16 protein-coding genes are annotated in these 16,610 nt (G+C 46.2%); 12 read left to right on the top strand and 4 right to left on the bottom strand.

The features are described 5' to 3' along the window. From BKN38_RS08970 to fliW, 4 genes are all read left to right on the top strand, one after another. On the top strand, positions 1-674 hold a 674-nt coding region (locus BKN38_RS08970), incomplete at its 5' end, for an SEL1-like repeat protein (RefSeq protein WP_070957805.1). A 40-nt stretch (positions 675-714) separates the two neighbouring features. Next, positions 715-1,524, top strand: a complete 810-nt coding sequence (locus BKN38_RS08965; RefSeq protein WP_066457069.1) for a tetratricopeptide repeat protein — start codon at positions 715-717, stop codon at positions 1,522-1,524. Positions 1,525-2,008: 484 nt separating this feature from the next. Beyond that, entirely contained in the window at positions 2,009-2,647 is a 639-nt protein-coding gene (locus BKN38_RS08955) for a phosphatase PAP2 family protein (protein ID WP_371113560.1), read from the top strand. Positions 2,648-3,053: 406 nt separating this feature from the next. Beyond that, complete coding sequence (fliW, locus tag BKN38_RS08945; RefSeq protein ID WP_066457077.1) at positions 3,054-3,479, top strand: flagellar assembly protein FliW; 426 nt, start codon at positions 3,054-3,056, stop codon at positions 3,477-3,479. A 308-nt stretch (positions 3,480-3,787) separates the two neighbouring features. On the opposite strand, the gene BKN38_RS08940 is transcribed toward fliW, so the two are convergent. Further along, positions 3,788-4,891, bottom strand: coding sequence for a DctP family TRAP transporter solute-binding subunit (locus BKN38_RS08940; RefSeq protein ID WP_082942614.1), 1,104 nt, complete (start codon positions 4,889-4,891; stop codon positions 3,788-3,790). A 347-nt stretch (positions 4,892-5,238) separates the two neighbouring features. Then, positions 5,239-7,629: a TonB-dependent receptor gene (locus tag BKN38_RS08935; RefSeq protein WP_066457093.1), complete on the bottom strand. Its 2,391-nt coding sequence runs from the start codon at positions 7,627-7,629 to the stop codon at positions 5,239-5,241. 409 nt (positions 7,630-8,038) lie between these two features. Here BKN38_RS08935 and BKN38_RS08930 point away from each other — a divergent pair, with 409 nt between their 5' ends. The 4 genes from BKN38_RS08930 to BKN38_RS11250 are packed head-to-tail and all read left to right on the top strand — an operon-like array spanning position 8,039 to position 10,490. Then, positions 8,039-8,287: a hypothetical protein gene (locus BKN38_RS08930; protein WP_066457099.1), complete on the top strand. Its 249-nt coding sequence runs from the start codon at positions 8,039-8,041 to the stop codon at positions 8,285-8,287. A 16-nt stretch (positions 8,288-8,303) separates the two neighbouring features. Beyond that, on the top strand, positions 8,304-8,666 hold the full coding sequence (locus BKN38_RS08925; RefSeq protein WP_070957802.1) for a hypothetical protein: 363 nt from the start codon (positions 8,304-8,306) through the stop codon (positions 8,664-8,666). Continuing rightward, complete coding sequence (locus BKN38_RS08920) at positions 8,620-10,269, top strand: sel1 repeat family protein (protein ID WP_070957801.1); 1,650 nt, start codon at positions 8,620-8,622, stop codon at positions 10,267-10,269. Before BKN38_RS08925 ends, BKN38_RS08920 begins: the two co-directional genes overlap by 47 nt. Beyond that, on the top strand, positions 10,227-10,490 hold the full coding sequence (locus tag BKN38_RS11250; protein ID WP_156528248.1) for a hypothetical protein: 264 nt from the start codon (positions 10,227-10,229) through the stop codon (positions 10,488-10,490). Before BKN38_RS08920 ends, BKN38_RS11250 begins: the two co-directional genes overlap by 43 nt. A gap of 200 nt (positions 10,491-10,690) precedes the next feature. Here the strand turns inward: BKN38_RS11250 and BKN38_RS08910 are convergent, their stop codons facing one another. Continuing rightward, the gene (locus tag BKN38_RS08910) at positions 10,691-11,464 is read right to left on the bottom strand and encodes a YebC/PmpR family DNA-binding transcriptional regulator (RefSeq protein WP_066457115.1); all 774 of its coding nucleotides are present in this window, start codon (positions 11,462-11,464) and stop codon (positions 10,691-10,693) included. A 264-nt stretch (positions 11,465-11,728) separates the two neighbouring features. On the opposite strand from BKN38_RS08910, the gene hypE reads away from it, so the two are divergent. After that, the gene (gene hypE, locus BKN38_RS08905) at positions 11,729-12,805 is read left to right on the top strand and encodes a hydrogenase expression/formation protein HypE (protein ID WP_066457116.1); all 1,077 of its coding nucleotides are present in this window, start codon (positions 11,729-11,731) and stop codon (positions 12,803-12,805) included. On the opposite strand, the gene BKN38_RS11245 is transcribed toward hypE, so the two are convergent. Then, complete coding sequence (locus BKN38_RS11245; protein ID WP_156528250.1) at positions 12,802-12,978, bottom strand: hypothetical protein; 177 nt, start codon at positions 12,976-12,978, stop codon at positions 12,802-12,804. The two genes, hypE and BKN38_RS11245, sit on opposite strands and share 4 nt — an antisense overlap. Positions 12,979-13,045: 67 nt before the next feature. Between BKN38_RS11245 and BKN38_RS08900 the strand changes: the two genes are divergently transcribed. The 3 genes from BKN38_RS08900 to BKN38_RS08890 all read left to right on the top strand — a co-directional run bounded on the left by BKN38_RS08900 (position 13,046) and on the right by BKN38_RS08890 (position 16,425). Then, positions 13,046-14,839 (top strand): saccharopine dehydrogenase family protein, encoded by a 1,794-nt coding sequence (locus BKN38_RS08900; RefSeq protein ID WP_066457106.1) that lies wholly within the window; start codon positions 13,046-13,048, stop codon positions 14,837-14,839. 87 nt (positions 14,840-14,926) lie between these two features. Further along, a complete protein-coding gene (locus BKN38_RS08895; protein WP_066457108.1) occupies positions 14,927-15,781 on the top strand; it encodes a hypothetical protein in 855 nt (284 codons plus the stop codon). A 134-nt stretch (positions 15,782-15,915) separates the two neighbouring features. Further along, a complete protein-coding gene (locus BKN38_RS08890) occupies positions 15,916-16,425 on the top strand; it encodes a DNA-deoxyinosine glycosylase (RefSeq protein ID WP_158655911.1) in 510 nt (169 codons plus the stop codon). The last annotated feature ends 185 nt before the right edge of the window (positions 16,426-16,610 follow it).

Below are 16,610 nucleotides of genomic sequence, written 5' to 3'. Positions count from 1 at the left end.
AAATAACCCAGCGCACCAAAACCATAGGCAAAAATAAGCGCATAGATTATCAGTTTCTCCTAGTGCTTACAGATCTCAAAAGCGGGCGAGTGGTATGGGATACCGATGAGACTATATCGAAGCTAGCAGATGCGAAAGCAGAGATGGAGTCTGGCGCAGAATCTACCGCCAAAGCACTGGAGCGCAAATGTATCAGTGGTAGTGATGAGGCGTGCTGGGATTTGATGAAAATCTACTACAAAGAAAACAATTATGGCAAAGCAGCAGATTTTGCCATAAAGGCTTGCGATAGAGGTGTGGCTGCTGGATGTGCTATTTCGGCTACTGCTTATATCGCTGGCATGGGCGTAGAGCAAGACAAAATGAAAGCGGTAGAGTATTCCAAAAAAGCCTGCGATGGCGGGCATGCTCGAAGCTGTGGCTATCTTGCCAGCTTATATCTAGAAGGAGAAGATGTCAAGCAAGACTATGCCAAAGTCAGAATCTACGCACAAAAAGCATGCGATAGCGATGTGGCTACTGGATGCAGCATCTTGGCTACTTGCTATGTTGCCGGATTGGGCGTCAAAGAGAACTACACCAAAGCAAAAGAGTTTTATGGCAAAGCATGCGAATTGGGCGACAATAAAGAAACCTGCGAATTCTATAAATACTTGCGAGATGCAGGATTCTAGCCCAAAAGTCCAAATATAAAACTCTACAAAAGGATACATAATGCCATACTTCAAAAAATCAAAATCTAGCGACAAAGGCACGCTAAACCCAAACCACCTAGCTATTCTAGGCGCACTTTTCTTTGCTATTTTCTCTATATCTCAAGCCATAGGCGCAGAATCTACGCAGCCAAGACCAAATGTAAGTGGCAAAAAAGCCAATATTGATGCCAAAGCAATAGTAAATAAACTGCTAGAAGCAAAATGCAGAAATGGCGACATGAAACTTTGCGATGAAATAGGCAATGCATATCATGATGGCTACCAAGTAAAGAAAAATTACGCCAAAGCTATGGAGTTTTGGCAAATAGGCTGCAAGGGCAAAAGATTCTCAAGCTGCAATTCTATCGCTACTTTGTATTTCACTGGGCGGGGAGTGCAAAAAGACTATGTCAAAGCTATGGAATACTACCAAAAAGCCTGCAATGGTGGTTTGGCTATAGGCTGTTATAATCTAGGCATTTATTATTATAAAGGATATGGTGTTGGCAAAAACATACCAAAGGCTAGATTTTTCTTTCAAAAAGCATGTGATGGCATGCATGCCAACGGCTGCAGCGCAGTTGGATTTTTTTATGATAAAGGTATCGGCGGCACCCAGCAAAACCCCATCAAAGCTAGAGAATACTATCAGCAGGCTTGCGAACTGAAAAGCAGCCCGGGATGCCTCAGAATGGGCGAAATATACCTCAAAGGCGAAGGTGTGAGACAGAATCTCAAAATAGCAAAAGAGTTTTTTGGCAAAGCATGCGACAGTGGCAACCAACAAGGCTGCGATATCTACAGAAAACTCCAAGACCAAGGCTACTAACCCCTTTTTTTCTCCTTCTCTCCTTTTTCTTTCTTTGCTTTCGTTCTTTCTCCCCCTTCTCCGCCGCCACCCCTCCCCACGCACTCCAGCACCAACTTTAATAAAAACCTTGCTTTGCTGCAAAAATGCGCTGTGCTTGTTTTGCGGGGGTTTGAAAAATCTACACATCTATTCAAGGTATATAATCTATAAAATTTAGATTCTGCTAAATTCCGCATTATTTTTTATTTTTGAAACCATTTAGTCATTTTATGAAAGGCTCACAATAACAAAAATAAATAAAATTAATGCCAGTGAAGCAATATTTTTAAATCTTTGCGAATTCTTAGCGACATAGTATTCAAATGCGAAATCTAGATAATAACAATTTAAAAAACACCAGCGTCTAAATTACTAACCTTCTTTTTCTTATTTTGTATCTCTCGCATAATTTCTGTATAATTCCACGCCATTTTGATGCAAATCCACTTCCAAGGACAAATCATTGAAAGCCTATTTAACAAAAATCCACTTGCTTGCTCCATCACTCCGCCTGCGCCACGCGCACCGCAAGCTTTTTGCCATCATTTTTGCTCTATGTTTTGCGTGGAACCTATCGCATGCTAGAGAAGAGTTTGAAAAAATCGGCGATGTTTTGACGCTAGCGCCCGTTGGCGTGCTTATCGTAAGTCTTGGGATGCAAGACTATGAGGGCGCGTGGCAGCTGACTGCTGGCTCATTGATGACGCAAGGCACGATAGAAGTCATCAAAAAAAGCTTCCAGCTGGCGCATGATAAGGGGGCGAGCGTGAGTTTTGCCAAGCGCCCATGCTGCGATGATTACAAAGGTATGCCTAGCGGGCACGCCGGCGGTGCGTTTAGCGCGGCAGGATTTGTGTTTTATCGCTATGGGTGGAAGCCCGCGCTGCCGATGATCGCGCTAGGTATCATCACGGATGCTAGCCGCGTGCATGCGCGCAAACATAGCGTGTGGCAGGTGCTCGCGGGCAGCCTTATCGCGTGGGGCTGGGCGTGGGTATTTACCACACCTTACAAACCGCGCAATCTGCTTGTGACGCCAGAAGTCTTCTCGGATGCCAGCATGGGAAATGGCGGGATGCTAAATGTGAGCTATAGGTGGTAGATTCTGGCGATTTTGCGGCGATTTAGCTGGTTTTGGGTGAGTTTGCGCTGGCTTTTTTATCCTGCTTGGATTTTGCGCCGGCTGTATCCTTAATCTTTTGTGCCAGCTTTTTTGCAATCTGCACCTTTTTGTCTTCTTGCGCCTTTTTTTGTCATCACGAGCGCAAGCAATCCATAAGCGCCCGCGACAAGCATCCATAAGCATCTATTTGCGCTAGATTCTGCCTTATGTGGATTCTGCCTTGAGAGGCGCAAATCTAGCACTCGATTTTTCTAGAGTCGCGCCAAATCCGCCACCAAATCTACGCGCCTCCACAAAATTTAGCCAAAAAATTGATTTTATAGTCAAAATTAGATAGAATCGGCGTTTTATTAAGTTTGCAAACTTTAGATTAAAGGTTTTTAGCATGGATTTTGAGGTCAAATCGCCCATCCTTGGCTTTGAAGATGTCACAAAAATGAAGCTTGAGAAAATAGATGAAATCTTTATGTATCTTAGCAATGCTGATGCGCCCTCGCCGGTGTTTGTCCTCATAAATCCCTTTGTGCTGCGCGAATACGACTTCGAAGTCCCCGTGGCGATGAAGCTGCTGCTAGACCTTGACAATGCCAAAAATATCTTCGTCGCAAACATCATGGTGCGACAAAATCCCATCCAAAACTCCACGATAAACTTCCTCGCACCTTTGGTGTTTAACTTTGATAATAAAACGATGGCGCAAATCGTGCTAGATAGCTTCAAATACCCAAACTATGGCATCGCCGAGCCAATCTCTAAATGGTATAAAGAAGACGCACAAGACAATGCGCAAGAACACAAAGAACCAAAATAAATAATACATAATATTCATAATATTTGGAAAAGTGGGAAGACCTAGATAAAAAGCCATTTTAGACGCAAAGATTCTATATGTGCCAGCAAAAACATTAAGCAAGAATCTCTAGCAAGAATATGATTAGCTACTATATTTTACTATAACATTGGTTTGAGAGCAAAATTTAGATCCTGGTCGCACCAAAATCTATGATTTGGAAAAAATTACAAAGTCAAAAACATAAAACCTGAGTTGGGATCCAAAAACCAGATTCTAGCCAGCATTGGTCACCACGCCAGAATCTATCCAAGCCCGCAAAAGCAGGCTTATTTTGTATCGATAGTTTTTTGGATAAGCTCTTCGCCGATGATGTCATAAAACTTCGGATATATCGCTTTCATCGTGCTTTCCCACTCTGCTTTTTGTTTTGGGTCTAGCGTGTAGATAGTGAGTTTGCCGGTGTCTTTGGCGTATTTTTCGAGGTTTGCTAGCAGCTGCGCCTCTTCTTTGGCGCTCTCTTCGCGCTCATAGGCAGTAGCCTCATCCATAGCCTTTTTGACAATGTCTTTCAAATCATCTGGCAGCTCTTTCCAAAACTTCTCGCTAGCCACCACGAGATAGCCTAGATAGCCATGATTTGAGAGCGTCACAGATTTTTGCACTTCATAAAACTTAGAGTTATAGAGGTTTGATAGCGGATTTTCAGCACCATCCACCACGCCTGTTTGCAGCGCAGAATACACCTCGCCGAAGTTGATATTTTGCGGATTTGCGCCGATGGCTTTGATTTGTTCTTCTAGCACGCGTGAGCTCATGATGCGGATTTTTTGTCCTTTGGCATCTTCTGGCACGATGATTGGCTTTTTGTCTGTGCTAAATTGTTTAAATCCAGCATCCCAATAATCAAGCGCAATGAAGCCTTTTTCAGAGATTTTGTCTTTTAGGATTTGCCCCACTTCGCCATCCATCACATGGTGCAAATGCTCTGTGTCGCGGAAGATAAAAGGCACATCCCAAAGGTTAAATTCTTTGACGATTGGCGTAAATTTCGAAAAACTTGGTGCTGCCATTTGCACATTGTTGCGCTTCAATTCTTGAAACACCTTATCATCATCCACGAGTTGTGCTGAAGGGAAAACCTCTACTTTTATGCGCCCTTCACTTAGCTCACCAGCGCGTTTGGCAAACAAATCTGCCGCCTTGCCTTTTGGTGTGCCAGAGCTTACGACATGCGCAAACTTGATAGTCCAAACCTTGCCTTCATCGCTAGCCTTAGGCTTGTCATCGCCGCATCCTGATAGGCTTAGCGCGCCTGCCACCAAAGCGCCCGCACAAAGCGCGCCAAAAGGGCTAAAAAGCTTTGATAGCTTGCCAAACTTCGCGGCGCCTGCGATGCGCGCCTGCGATTTTTCGTGATTTGAGATACTCATTATCTGCTCCTTTTTTGTGTAGATTCCAATCATTCTAGCTGAAAATTTGCAGATTTTGCCAAAAAATCATCGCTTTGCGCGCGAGTTTGCGTAAATTTGTAAAACTAGATTCTAGCAGGTGGCAGAATCTAAGCATAATAAGCGCACAAGAAGCACATAATAAGCACCGCGCCAAAACTAGAGCGAGAATCTAAAGAACCAGAATCCTAGATTCTAAATCGCGCCAGAATCCAGAATCTAGATTCTAAAAAACCAGAATCTAAATCCGCGCCAAAATTTGGATTCTGGATTCTAGAATCCAAAAAACCCAAAAACCCCAGAATCTAAAACAAAATCTCAAACAAAATCTAAAACTGATAGCTTATCTCTAACCTAGCATTTATCCCCGGATTTGGCATCGCATTTCTTAGCGCATTATTCCCGCTAGCAAACGCATGCGCTTTAAATGGGCTAGTTTGTGAGATATAAAAGGTGTTAAAAATATTTGTGATAGCGAGATTCACACCAAGCCCGCGCGCGCTCTTTGGCGTCCAATTGACATAGAGATTATGCACGCTATACCCGCCTTTATCCACGCGCACGCGCTCATCATTATATATATCATAGCCTTCATAGGCGATGCGCTGCGTGAAGTTTGACAGCCATGAGAGCTTGATACCATAGCGCAGGATATTGTAGCTTAGCCCTAGATTATACTGCGTGCCAGCCACAGCGCCTAGCTCATAGGTGTCTTGTAGCAGATGCCCGCGATACATCGGGAAGCTTTGGGCGATAGAGGCGTTTATATCGATTTTATACGCATAAGCGTTTGCCAGCTCATACCCAGCCTTTAGCTCAAACCCCGGAATCAAAAGCATCTCAGCTAGATTCTGCTTATTTAGGCTGTGCGTATGCCCTTCATGCCCATGCTCCTCGTGTCCATGCTCGATATGAGCACCCGCATAAAAAGAGTTGATAAAGTCATTTATCATCATCGTATAGCCACTAGCGCGCGTATAAAAGCGCTGCGAATGCACCTCGCTTAAATCGCTATTTTTATCAAAATCCATATTTATCTCAAAGTTATGCGAGGTTTGCGCTTTTAGATTCTGCGAGATACTAGCCTCGTGATTTCCCAGCAGTGAGGCATCGCTTGGCATAGCACCCGCTGTGCTCATCCCATATGCTAGGCGGAGTGCTAGCGCATCGATGGGGACATATTGCAAGCTAAGTGAAGGCGAGAATCCTTGCGTCAAGTGGCTTTGCCCTTGTCTGTCAAAATATGTAAATACATCATATCTGCTTTGTGCCTGCAAAGCTATAGAATCCAAAAACGACAGCGTAGCCCCCACAAACGCGCCATATACATTGCCGCTCTCTTGATTCCTATGCGCGCCTTCAGGGATTGCCAGCCTATCTGTGATAAAAGAGCCTTGATAGTTTAGCCCATACTTGATAGAATCCAAAATCCCATGAAAATGATGATCTAAAGAAAGCATATACCCATAGTTTAGCAGCCTTATATCCATATCGCGCGCTTCTTCATCATCGCCGATGCCTGCAAGCCCGATGCGCGATAATGCCAAATCGCGATTGTTGAAATAAAGCTTGGAAGTGATAGATGGCGCGATGCTAGAGCCTTTTGGCTTATATGTGTGCGAAAGCGTGGCGCTGTGGTTTTGCGTGCGGAAATTATAAAGCGAGAAGTCGCTAGAAGCGAGGTTTGCCATAAATGGCGCGATAGCATCTCCTAGCACGCCGCTATAAGATAGACTTAGCTTATTTTTGCTATTTATCGCGTGGTTTAGCTTCAAAAGCCAGCTATTTTGCGCATCCTCGCTGCCCCTCACGCGCGTGCCATTGCCATCGCGGAAATAAAATGTCTTCTCTCTTGCCACATAAGCTAGCGCGTCTGTCTTCTCACTCGCGCCAAAAAGTGCCACCGAGCCACGATAGCCGACATTTGAGAATCCGCTTCCGCTGATTGCCCCGCCAAACTTTTCTATCAAAGCACCGCTGGCATCGCGCCTTAGCAAATCGCGCGCATCTTTTGTCTGTACCTCCACCGAGCCAGCCAGCGCGCCAGCGCTAGATTCTAGCTGTCCGATGCCTTTTGAGATGGTGATGCTTTTTATCATCATCGGATCGATTGTCACATTGCCTTGGTGATGAAACATACTGCCAAACTGGCTCGCACCATCGATATTTACGCTATAGAGCCTATCCTCTAGCCCGCGTATATAGAGCTTTTGCGTCGCTCTGCTAGCCCCGCCCACACTGATGCTCGCATCTTTGGCAAACACTTCGCTAAGCGTGCTTGCTTGGCGCGATTGTATGTCTTGGGCGCTGGTTTTGGCGATGTTTGCCTCGCCTTCTGGCATTTGGGAGCGGTGAGCTACGGCGCGCACGGCTTGGAGGGTTTTGGATTCTGCGATTTTGGATTCTGGCGCGGCGCTTGTGCTAAAATCTGTGGCAAAATCTTTGGAATCTTGCGCGCTAGAATCTTTGGCGCTAGAATGTGTAGAGCCAGAATCTAAAGCGCTGGATTCTGCACTTTTAGACTCTTGGCTTGTGGATTCTGCGATTTTGGATTCTACTTGATTTTTAGATTCTGGCGCATTTGCGCTGTCATTTACATTATCTATAGTGTCTGCCACCAGCGGCGCGCAAATCGCACTAGCCACGCATAAAGACAAAGACACGCGCGCAAATGCCGATATTGGCGCCACTTTATCGCGCAAAGATGCGGAGCTTTTCATGATACCACCTCTCATTTTGAAATAAAAACGCAAGCATAAATCAAAAAAAAAAAAAAACAATAATACCCGACTAAAATACAAGCAAAAAGTATCGTTTCGTAACACAATCTGCGCGCGCCAAATCAAAATAGCGCAAAAATCAACGCGCGCAAAAGTGGATTCTGATGCGATGAAATAAAATAACAACAAAACACTTAACATTTTGCTTTATCATAATCGCGGAATTATAATAATCCAAACTTAGCGAGATATTAAGCTATCAAAATTGCCACTACGACGCAAATCACAAACTAACGCCCAGAATCTAAACAAAACGATTGAAAATTAATTGGTATTTTTGGGTATAATGTCGGGTTTATTCGATGTCTAAGTTACACATTATTTTCTAAGATTTTCTAAGGATTTGCAAGTGGGATTTGAGATTTTTGGGTTGCGCGTGTTTGATTTGCGCGAGGCGTTTGGGTATTTTGAGGCGTTTAGCACGATTGGCGTGGTTTGTATGATAGCTTTTGTGTGCTTTCTCATATTGGCAAAAAACGCCAGAATCTACAAGCAAAGCATCAAAACTAGCGCACAAACACGCACAAACACCAGCGCGACAAACATCAACACAACAAACGCGAGCGACAGCGCACAAAGCGCGCCAAAAGCGCAATAAAATAATAGCAACAATAATGACAAGAAATAGCCCCTTTTTCATAGCGCAACCCATATCTAGCGCGGCACAAACCATGCCTGCCATATCTAGCGCGATAAACGCGCGCGCAGCAGCTACGCACAAAACATTTGCACGCGCGATGCTAGCTATCATAACCGCCCTAGCAAGCATAAGCCTGCTAACAAGCATCGCCACAGCAGCGGACAAAGACGCGCCACAATGGGCGCAGGATAAAATCTGTAGCGACAGCGAGCAAGACTGCGCAGTGGGCGAGGCTAGCGTGCAAGAAGGCGAGACGAGCGCTATCGCGCGCGCTGAAAGATTTGCGACTGATGCTTGGCTCAAGCGTGAGGGCAGAATATCAAGAAAACACCGATGATGATGGCAATGTCAAAGCTAGCGAGCAGGTGCAGCTATACGCCTCCGCGCAAAACATAGGATATAAGATTCTTGCGCGCTACAAAGACAAAAAGCGCATCTATGTCAAAATCCAATACGACCCCAACAAAAAACTCATAAACAACGAGCTGCCTTCAGAATTTAGCGCGATTTCTAGCCTTGAGAAGCTTTGTGATGATAAGCGTTTGGAGGGGTATTATTGCGTGGAGTTGGCGCATAAATACGCTAGAGGAAGCGATGGCTTAGCGGTGAATAAATCACTAGCGCAAAAATACTACACCAAAGGCTGCTCCATGGGCTCGCCAAATGGCTGCGCAGAATCCGCTGAACTACTTATCAAAACCAATATGCCAGAAGACACGCATGGCATGACAATCGCGCAAGCACTCCCTAGAAAAATCTCTTCGCAAGCCAAATCATCGTTTAAAAAGGCGTGCGAAGGCGGTTTTGGCTATGGGTGCTTGAGACTTGCTAGCTTTGAAGAAGATATCAAAGACAAGCGCGATTTGTATATCAAGGGCTGCGAGCTAAACGACGCCCTCTCTTGCGCGCTAGTAGGCGAGATATATGAGCTAGGATTAGCACACATACAGCAAAACAGCGCAAAAGCTTTGCGCTACTATGCGCGCTCATGCGACATAGGCGAGAGATCTGGCTCATGGAGCATAAGCGATGCCGCATCTAGCAGCGCTCAAGAGATGCTAGATGGATGCGCGCTTTTTGCAAATATGCAAAATGACAGAACCAAGCTAAAAACACTCTGCGAGGACAAAAACAATGCGCGCGCATGCGTGCTCTACGCTGATAAACTCTCTAGCAAAGATGAAGCGCGGGCGTTTCTAGTCAAAGCGGCGTCGCTAGATTCTGCGCGCGGGCATTATGCGCTAAGTGTTGGCACTTATGGCGATAGCGCATATACATTTGGCGGGCAGGCGGCTATTTTCAAGCGCGCGTGTGCTGTGGGCGTGGATGTGGATTTTACTAGATCTTGCGCGGATCTCGGACTTGCCGCGCAAGAATCCAGCAGCCCAATCCCGCAAGAAGAGCAGGTTGGCTATCTGCAAATGGCATGCGGGCATGTGTTTTATGACAAAAGGGCGTGCGCCGCGCTGCCAAAGAAGCTTTGCAATAATGAAGAAGTATGCCTTGAGCAAGAAAGACAAGAGCAAGAGGCGCAAGCACTCGCTGAAAGCGCAAAAAAGGCAAATTCTAGCAAAACCGCCAAAGCAAAAGCCAGCAAGCTTGGAATCTTTGCCGATGCGTTTTATGGATATGGGGATATTGAGCTTGAGAATTTCCGCGAGGGCGAGTATGAAAAACAAAGCGCATGGGGCGTCAAAATGGGCGTGGAGGGCTATTTAGGCGGTGATAGTTTTGCGGTATTTGTCTCGCCATATGTGGGGCTAAGCATGGCTAGCGTGTATATACAGATGAAAAAGACAGCAAAAACCGCATCATGTGGAATGCCGGCTCATATGCTGGGGTGCGGCTTGGCAGCTCGTTTAGGATTTTTGGCGTTTTTGATTATGCCTCATCGTTTGTGTCTAACAGCGACTCACAAAGCGGGGTATTTTACCCGATAAATAACATTACATCCTATGGCGCTGGCGTGTCGTTTGAGCTAAGCTCGCTTAGAGTCAGCCTCCAATACCTCGCAAACAACGCCAGCTATACCCCAAGCGCGCGCAGAGGCAGTGGCGGCGGCTGGTGGGGCAGAGATAGGGAGGATGATAGAGAGCAAGATTCTCGCGCCAAAGGATACACGCTCATGGTGACACTAGGACTTGCGTTTAAGCTTTTTTAGCAAGCTCGCCAGGCTAACGCCTCTTTGCACAGGTGCAGACATATTTTAGTATCATTCCAGCTTTCTTTTTTTAATTTAATATATTTACTATATTTTAAATTTGATAGCACACAGAAACCAGCACTAGACATAGAATCTAAGATTCTTATATTTTGCCAATTTAAAAACAAACTAGATTCTAAAAGTCGCCCGAACCATATCTACGCCAGATTTGTCCATACAGCCTGCACATCATCATCATCTTCGATTTTATCTAGCAGTTTTTCTAGCTCGGCGATTTGCTCCTCGCTTATGGTGATTGGGCTTGTGGGGATGCGCTGAAGTGTGGCTTTGCTAGGCGTGATGCCAAGCTTCTCTAGCCCCTCGCCAAGCGTGCCAAAATCTTTATAATCCCCATACGCCACGAAAACTGCGCCAGAGCCAGAATCCGCGCTAGCATTCCCGCTAGAGCCCGCACCAGAATCTGTGCTAGAAGATTCCAGCGCCTCGAGCTCCTCTAGCCCAAAGTCGATGAGTGCCAGCTCCAAATCCTCCGCACTCATAGATTCAGGCTTGACAAACTCAAACACGCTTTTGCGCGCAAACATAAACTCCAAGCTGCCATTTGGCACGATTTGGCTGCCGGGCGTTTTGTTGAAATAGCTTTTGATGTTGGCAATCGTGCGCGTGGGATTGTCCGTCGTGCATTCGATGAAAATCAGCACGCCATTTGCCGCTTTGCCCTCATAGGTTATCTCGCTAAACTGCCCGTCTTTCCCGCTGGCGCGCTTTATCGCGGCATCGATGTTGTCTTTTGGCATATTTTGGGCTTTGGCATTGGCGATGGCGGTGCGAAGCTTCGCATTCATCGATGGATCAGCGCCCCCTTCTTTGGCGGCTACGGTTATGGATTTGGCTAGTTTTGGGAAGATTTTACTCATTTTGTCCCAGCGCTTTTCTTTGGCTGCGCGGCGGTATTCAAACGCTCGTCCCATCATCACTCCTTTGTGTTTGCATATCTCGCGCGAATTATAGATTATAAAATCTTTAGGATCTTTAAAGGCAGAATCTAAGCGCGCAAAAGATACAATGCAAAACGCAAAAAAATCTAGGAGCAAAAATTGAGAGAATCTAGCGATATCAATAATGCCAGCGACACCAGCGGCGCTGCAAATATTAGCGCGCACGACACCAGCCACGCAAGCGACACCAGCGACACAACCCGCGCCAGCCACGCCAGCGCCAAGCCACAAGAAACCATCCAGCTAGCACAAGGCAGCGGGGGCGCTGCTACTAACGCGCTTATCGATCGCGTGTTTTTGAAGCATTTGGGGCGGTTTTTTGTCTCATCAGGCGAGGATGCGGGCGTGTTTGGCGCGAGCGGGGATATGGCGCTTAGCACGGATAGCTTTGTGATTTCACCGATATTTTTCCAAGGGGGCGACATAGGCAAGCTTAGCGTGTGCGGCAGCAGCAATGATGTGGCGATGATGGGCGCAAAGCCGCAGTTTATGAGCTTTGGTTTCATCATCGAGGAGGGCTTGCCGCTTGCTAAGCTAGAATCTATCGTGCAAAGCATCGCGCTAGAATTGCAAAAAACAGGCATAAAAATCCTAAGCGCAGACACCAAAGTTGTGCCTCGAGGCGGTGCGGACAAGGTGTTTATCAACACCACTTGCCTAGGGCACATCACAAAGCGCGGCATCTCCGCCAAAGCCTTGCAAAAAGGCGATGCCATCATACTATCCGCGCCCATCGGAGCGCATGGGGCGAGCATCTTTGCCACGCGCGAGGGCATAGGGCTGGATTCTAGTTTGCAGAGTGACTGCGCGCAGCTGTATCCCATGCTAGAGCCGCTGCTAGCTAGCGCGCTGCCTATACACGCGATGCGCGATGCCACGCGCGGCGGGCTAAGCGCTGTGCTAAATGAGTGGGCGCAGGATTCTCGCGCGCTTATCGAGGTGGATGAGGAGGCGCTGATCGTCGATGAGCGCGTGCAGGGGGTCTGTGAAATACTGGGGCTTGAGGCGTATATGCTGGCAAATGAGGGCGTGTGCGTCATAGCAGCACCCAGCGAAGCGGCGGATGAGATATGCGCGATACTTAGGGCGCATCCGCTTGGCGCGCAAGCGCGGATAATAGGGCGCGTAGCAGAATCTGCCAAAGTGGATTCTAGCGTGGCCGGTGTTTTGGATTCTGGTGCGGCTGGCGATAAAAGGGCGCGTGGCGCGCGTGTAGTGTCACAAAACCTAGCGCGCGTGGTGCTAAAAAGTGCGTGGGGTGGCAAACGATTTATGGAATACCCGCAAGGCGAATTGTTGCCGAGAATATGTTAGGTGGATATGCTTATGGGATGTGTTTGTGAATATATCAATAAATAAGGCATGCTAAAAATACACGCACCAGCACGCCAAATAAGCATGCTAGAATCTAGATTCTGCGTTTTGCGCTGGCTATTTTGCGTCAGCGTTTTTGCTTTGGGCTTTTTAAGACTTTGAAGCTTTTTCAAAATTTAGTCACAAAGGCTTTGGCATTTGGTAAAATGCGCGATAGAGATTTTGCACTAAGGAGCAAATATGGCAGTAGTTTTACAAATCGGAGCGGGCGGCGTCAGCGGCGTCGTGGCGCATAAATGCGCGCAAAATAGGGAGGTTTTCTCACGCATCGTGCTAGCTAGCCGCACACTTAGCAAATGCAAAGCAATAGCAGATTCTGTGCGCGCAAAGGGCTTGGGCGAAATCGAAATCGCAGAAGTTGATGCGGATAATGTGGATAGCTTGGTGGCTTTGATTGAGCGTGTAAAGCCGCTTGTAGTGGTGAATGTAGCACTTCCTTATCAGGATTTAAGCATTATGGAAGCGTGTTTAAAAATGGGCGTGCATTACCTTGATACCGCAAATTACGAGCATCCAGATTCCGCGCATTTTGAGTATAAGGAGCAGTGGGCGTATGATGCGCGCTACAAAAAAGCGGGGATTTTTGGGCTACTTGGCAGTGGCTTTGACCCGGGGGTGACGAATGTTTTTTGTGCCTACGCGCAAAAACATTATTTTGATGAAATCCATAGCATCGATATTTTGGACTGCAACGCGGGGGATCATGGCTATGCCTTTGCGACTAATTTTAACCCAGAAATTAATTTGCGTGAAGTGAGTAGCAAGGCGCGGTATTGGACGCGGGAGGCGGAGGCATTGGGCGATAAAGCAGGGAGCTTGGCTTTTGCTTCGTCGATGAATGATGCTATTCTATCTCCTAGCGCAAGCCAGCGCAATCCTGCTTTCTCATCCCAATCCCTAGAATCCCGAGATTCTGATGCAGAATCTAATCTCGCGCTAAACCCCGACTTGCAAGAGGATAAAATCTATCGCAAATTTGAGCGCGAGGAAAAGCATTTTAAGCTAGATTCTAATACGCAGGATTTGCGCGATGAGCCTTATGCGGGCGGGACTTGGCGCGATGTTGCACCGCTAAAATTGATGAAAGAGTGGGAATATCCAGAGGTTGGCGTGAAAAGTTCCTATCTGCTCTATCATGAGGAGTTGGAATCTTTAGTGAGAAATATCCGAGGACTGCGTAAAATCCGCTTTTTTATGACTTTTGGCGAGAGCTATCTCACGCATATGAAATGCCTTGAGAATGTCGGGCTTTTGCGCGTGGATGAGGTGGCGCATAATGGCACAAAAATCGTGCCTATTCAAGTGCTAAAAACGCTGCTGCCAGACCCTGCAAGCCTTGCCTCTCGCACAAAGGGGCAGACGCATATTGGCTGCTATATGAAGGGGCTGAAAGATGGCAAGGAGCGCGTGATATATATCTATAATATTTGCGACCATGAGGCTTGCTATAAAGAGGTAAATGCGCAAGGTGTAAGCTACACAACAGGCGTGCCAGCGATGATTGGAGCGAAGCTGATATGTGAAGGAAAATGGGGCATCGGGCAGCCCAAAAATGTGGCTTTCACTCAATCTTCGCAAAATCCACATTTTTCAGATTCTATAGATTTTAACGCCGAGCGTTTAAAGCTAAATAGCGATATGCCAAAAGGCGGGGAATATCAGGGTATTGATAATGCTGTCGAGTTGGCCAATATGGCAGACAATAATAAAAATCATGCGGAAGCAGTTGAGATGAGAAATTGTGGTTTTGGAGCAAAAGGCGAAGGGAGTTTGCTAGACGCAAATGACCGAGCATTGAGCGAACAATCCGCAATTTATCGCTCAACTGCGACGCAGGGCGCTGGTGTGTGGAATATCGAGCAGAATGACCCCGACCCCTTTATGGCAGAACTAAATAAGCAAGGGCTGCCTTATGTCGTGGTAGAGATAGATTCTAGTGGCGCTAGCAAAGTGCTAGAAGATGGGAGGAAGTAAAAGCGCAGAATCTAGCGCGACCATGCAGGCGCAAAATTATCATGCGACACACGCAAGGACGCAAAATTCCCAAAAGGCAAAAATTTAATGGAGCAAAATCCCCAAATCGAACGAAATTTTATAGAGCTTAGCAAAAGGGCGCATTTTATCGGCTCAAGGACTGGTATTTTTGAGGAAGACTGCACTGATAGGCTTGATTTTTACATGCAAAATGCGGGCGTCAAGACAGCGGTAACGCCCGCTAATCATGAGCTTTTTACGCCATCTTGTGCGCTAATTTATCCAGATGATAGGGCAAATGATGGGTTTGAATTTATCATAGCATCTTGTGAATCTGAAGCTATAATAAATACCATATTTGGCTTTGTAAGAAGTGCTGGGCTAGAATATAGAGGCAAACTTTCGCGGGTGAATGTTTGGGATAAGGGTGCGGTGGCGCAGCTGGAGCTTGATTTTGATTTTGGCGATGTGATCTTTTTTGATGAAAATTTTATTGCCAAAAGAGAGCATTATACGCAAGATATGGAATGCGCGGCTAGAATCTATTTGCTAGCTTATGGCGCGGAGAATCATAAAGATAAGATTGTAGAGCTAGAAGTGACGGAAGCAAACAAAGAAATGTTTCCAGAGAGTCAAATCGGCGATGTGCAGCAGCTGCATACTGGGGAGATGAGGGCTTTTGTTGGTGATTTGGAGGGTGGGGATATAGATGAGTATGAGCTGATAGGCAAAATCAATGCTATCCGCAAAATAAGGCTTGAGACATTTGGCAAAGAGGCCTATATCTGCACTATAGATGCTTTTCATGATGGGTTTGATGAGCATATTCTGGATTTTGAAGTGGTGATTATGGAGGATGTTTGGCGGGAAAAAGATCCGCCACAAATGGATGCTTTTATATGGGCTAAAGGGTATTTCGGCGGTGAGATTGTTAGCGTGTAGCGTCGCCAAGGTATTGGCTTCAAGGTATTGCTAAGGCGTGGCAAAATAGCGATAAATAGCAGCAAAAGCACTTGCTAAAGTGCGCTGGTTTGGTGATTGGCACCTAGAATCTAGATATTAAAATAAGGATAATCTTGCAAATCCATCCATTTGCGCCGACGAGGATTGATGAGGATTCTAGGATTTTGGTGCTGGGCTCGTTTCCTTCTGTGGTGTCGCGCGAAGTGGGATTTTATTATGCAAATAAGCAAAATCGCTTTTGGAAGCTGCTTTGCGCGATTTTTGATGAGAATCTGCCGCCGCTAGATTCTGCGAATATCACGATATATCAAGATTTTCTTAACAGGCGCGGGCTTGTGCTGTGGGATATCGCTAAGCAATGTGAGATAACGCGCTCGGATGATGCGAGCCTCAAAATCCATGCGTTTAATGATATTTACGCGCTTATACAACACACTAATATCCGCACTATTTGCCTAAATGGCGCGACTGCCGCAAAGCTTTTCAAATCCTATCAAGCGCAGCAAGCATGCACTATAAAAAACCTAAAAATCCACGCCTTGCCATCCACAAGCCCGCGCAACGCTAGATATAGTCTAGAAAAATTAGCAGAATCTTACGCACCTATTTTAAAGCAAATTTAAGATAAACAAGCCAAAAATACAAAAACCAGATAAATAAAAGTCGCCAAACAAAACAGCAAAATGCAAAAATAACCGCCCTGCGTGCCATAAACTAGCCAAAATCAGCCAGAATCAACCAAGAAACTGGCCAAAAAACCAGAATCCACAAAACGCAAACCCCAAAAAAACAACAACCTAACCCCGCC

Origin of the sequence: Helicobacter sp. CLO-3 (assembly GCF_001854545.1) — a bacterium.
In the GTDB taxonomy this organism is placed as follows: Bacteria; Campylobacterota; Campylobacteria; order Campylobacterales; family Helicobacteraceae; genus Helicobacter_B.
The sequence above is the reverse complement of the archived record's forward strand: the minus strand, read 5'-3'. Positions and strand labels throughout refer to the sequence as shown.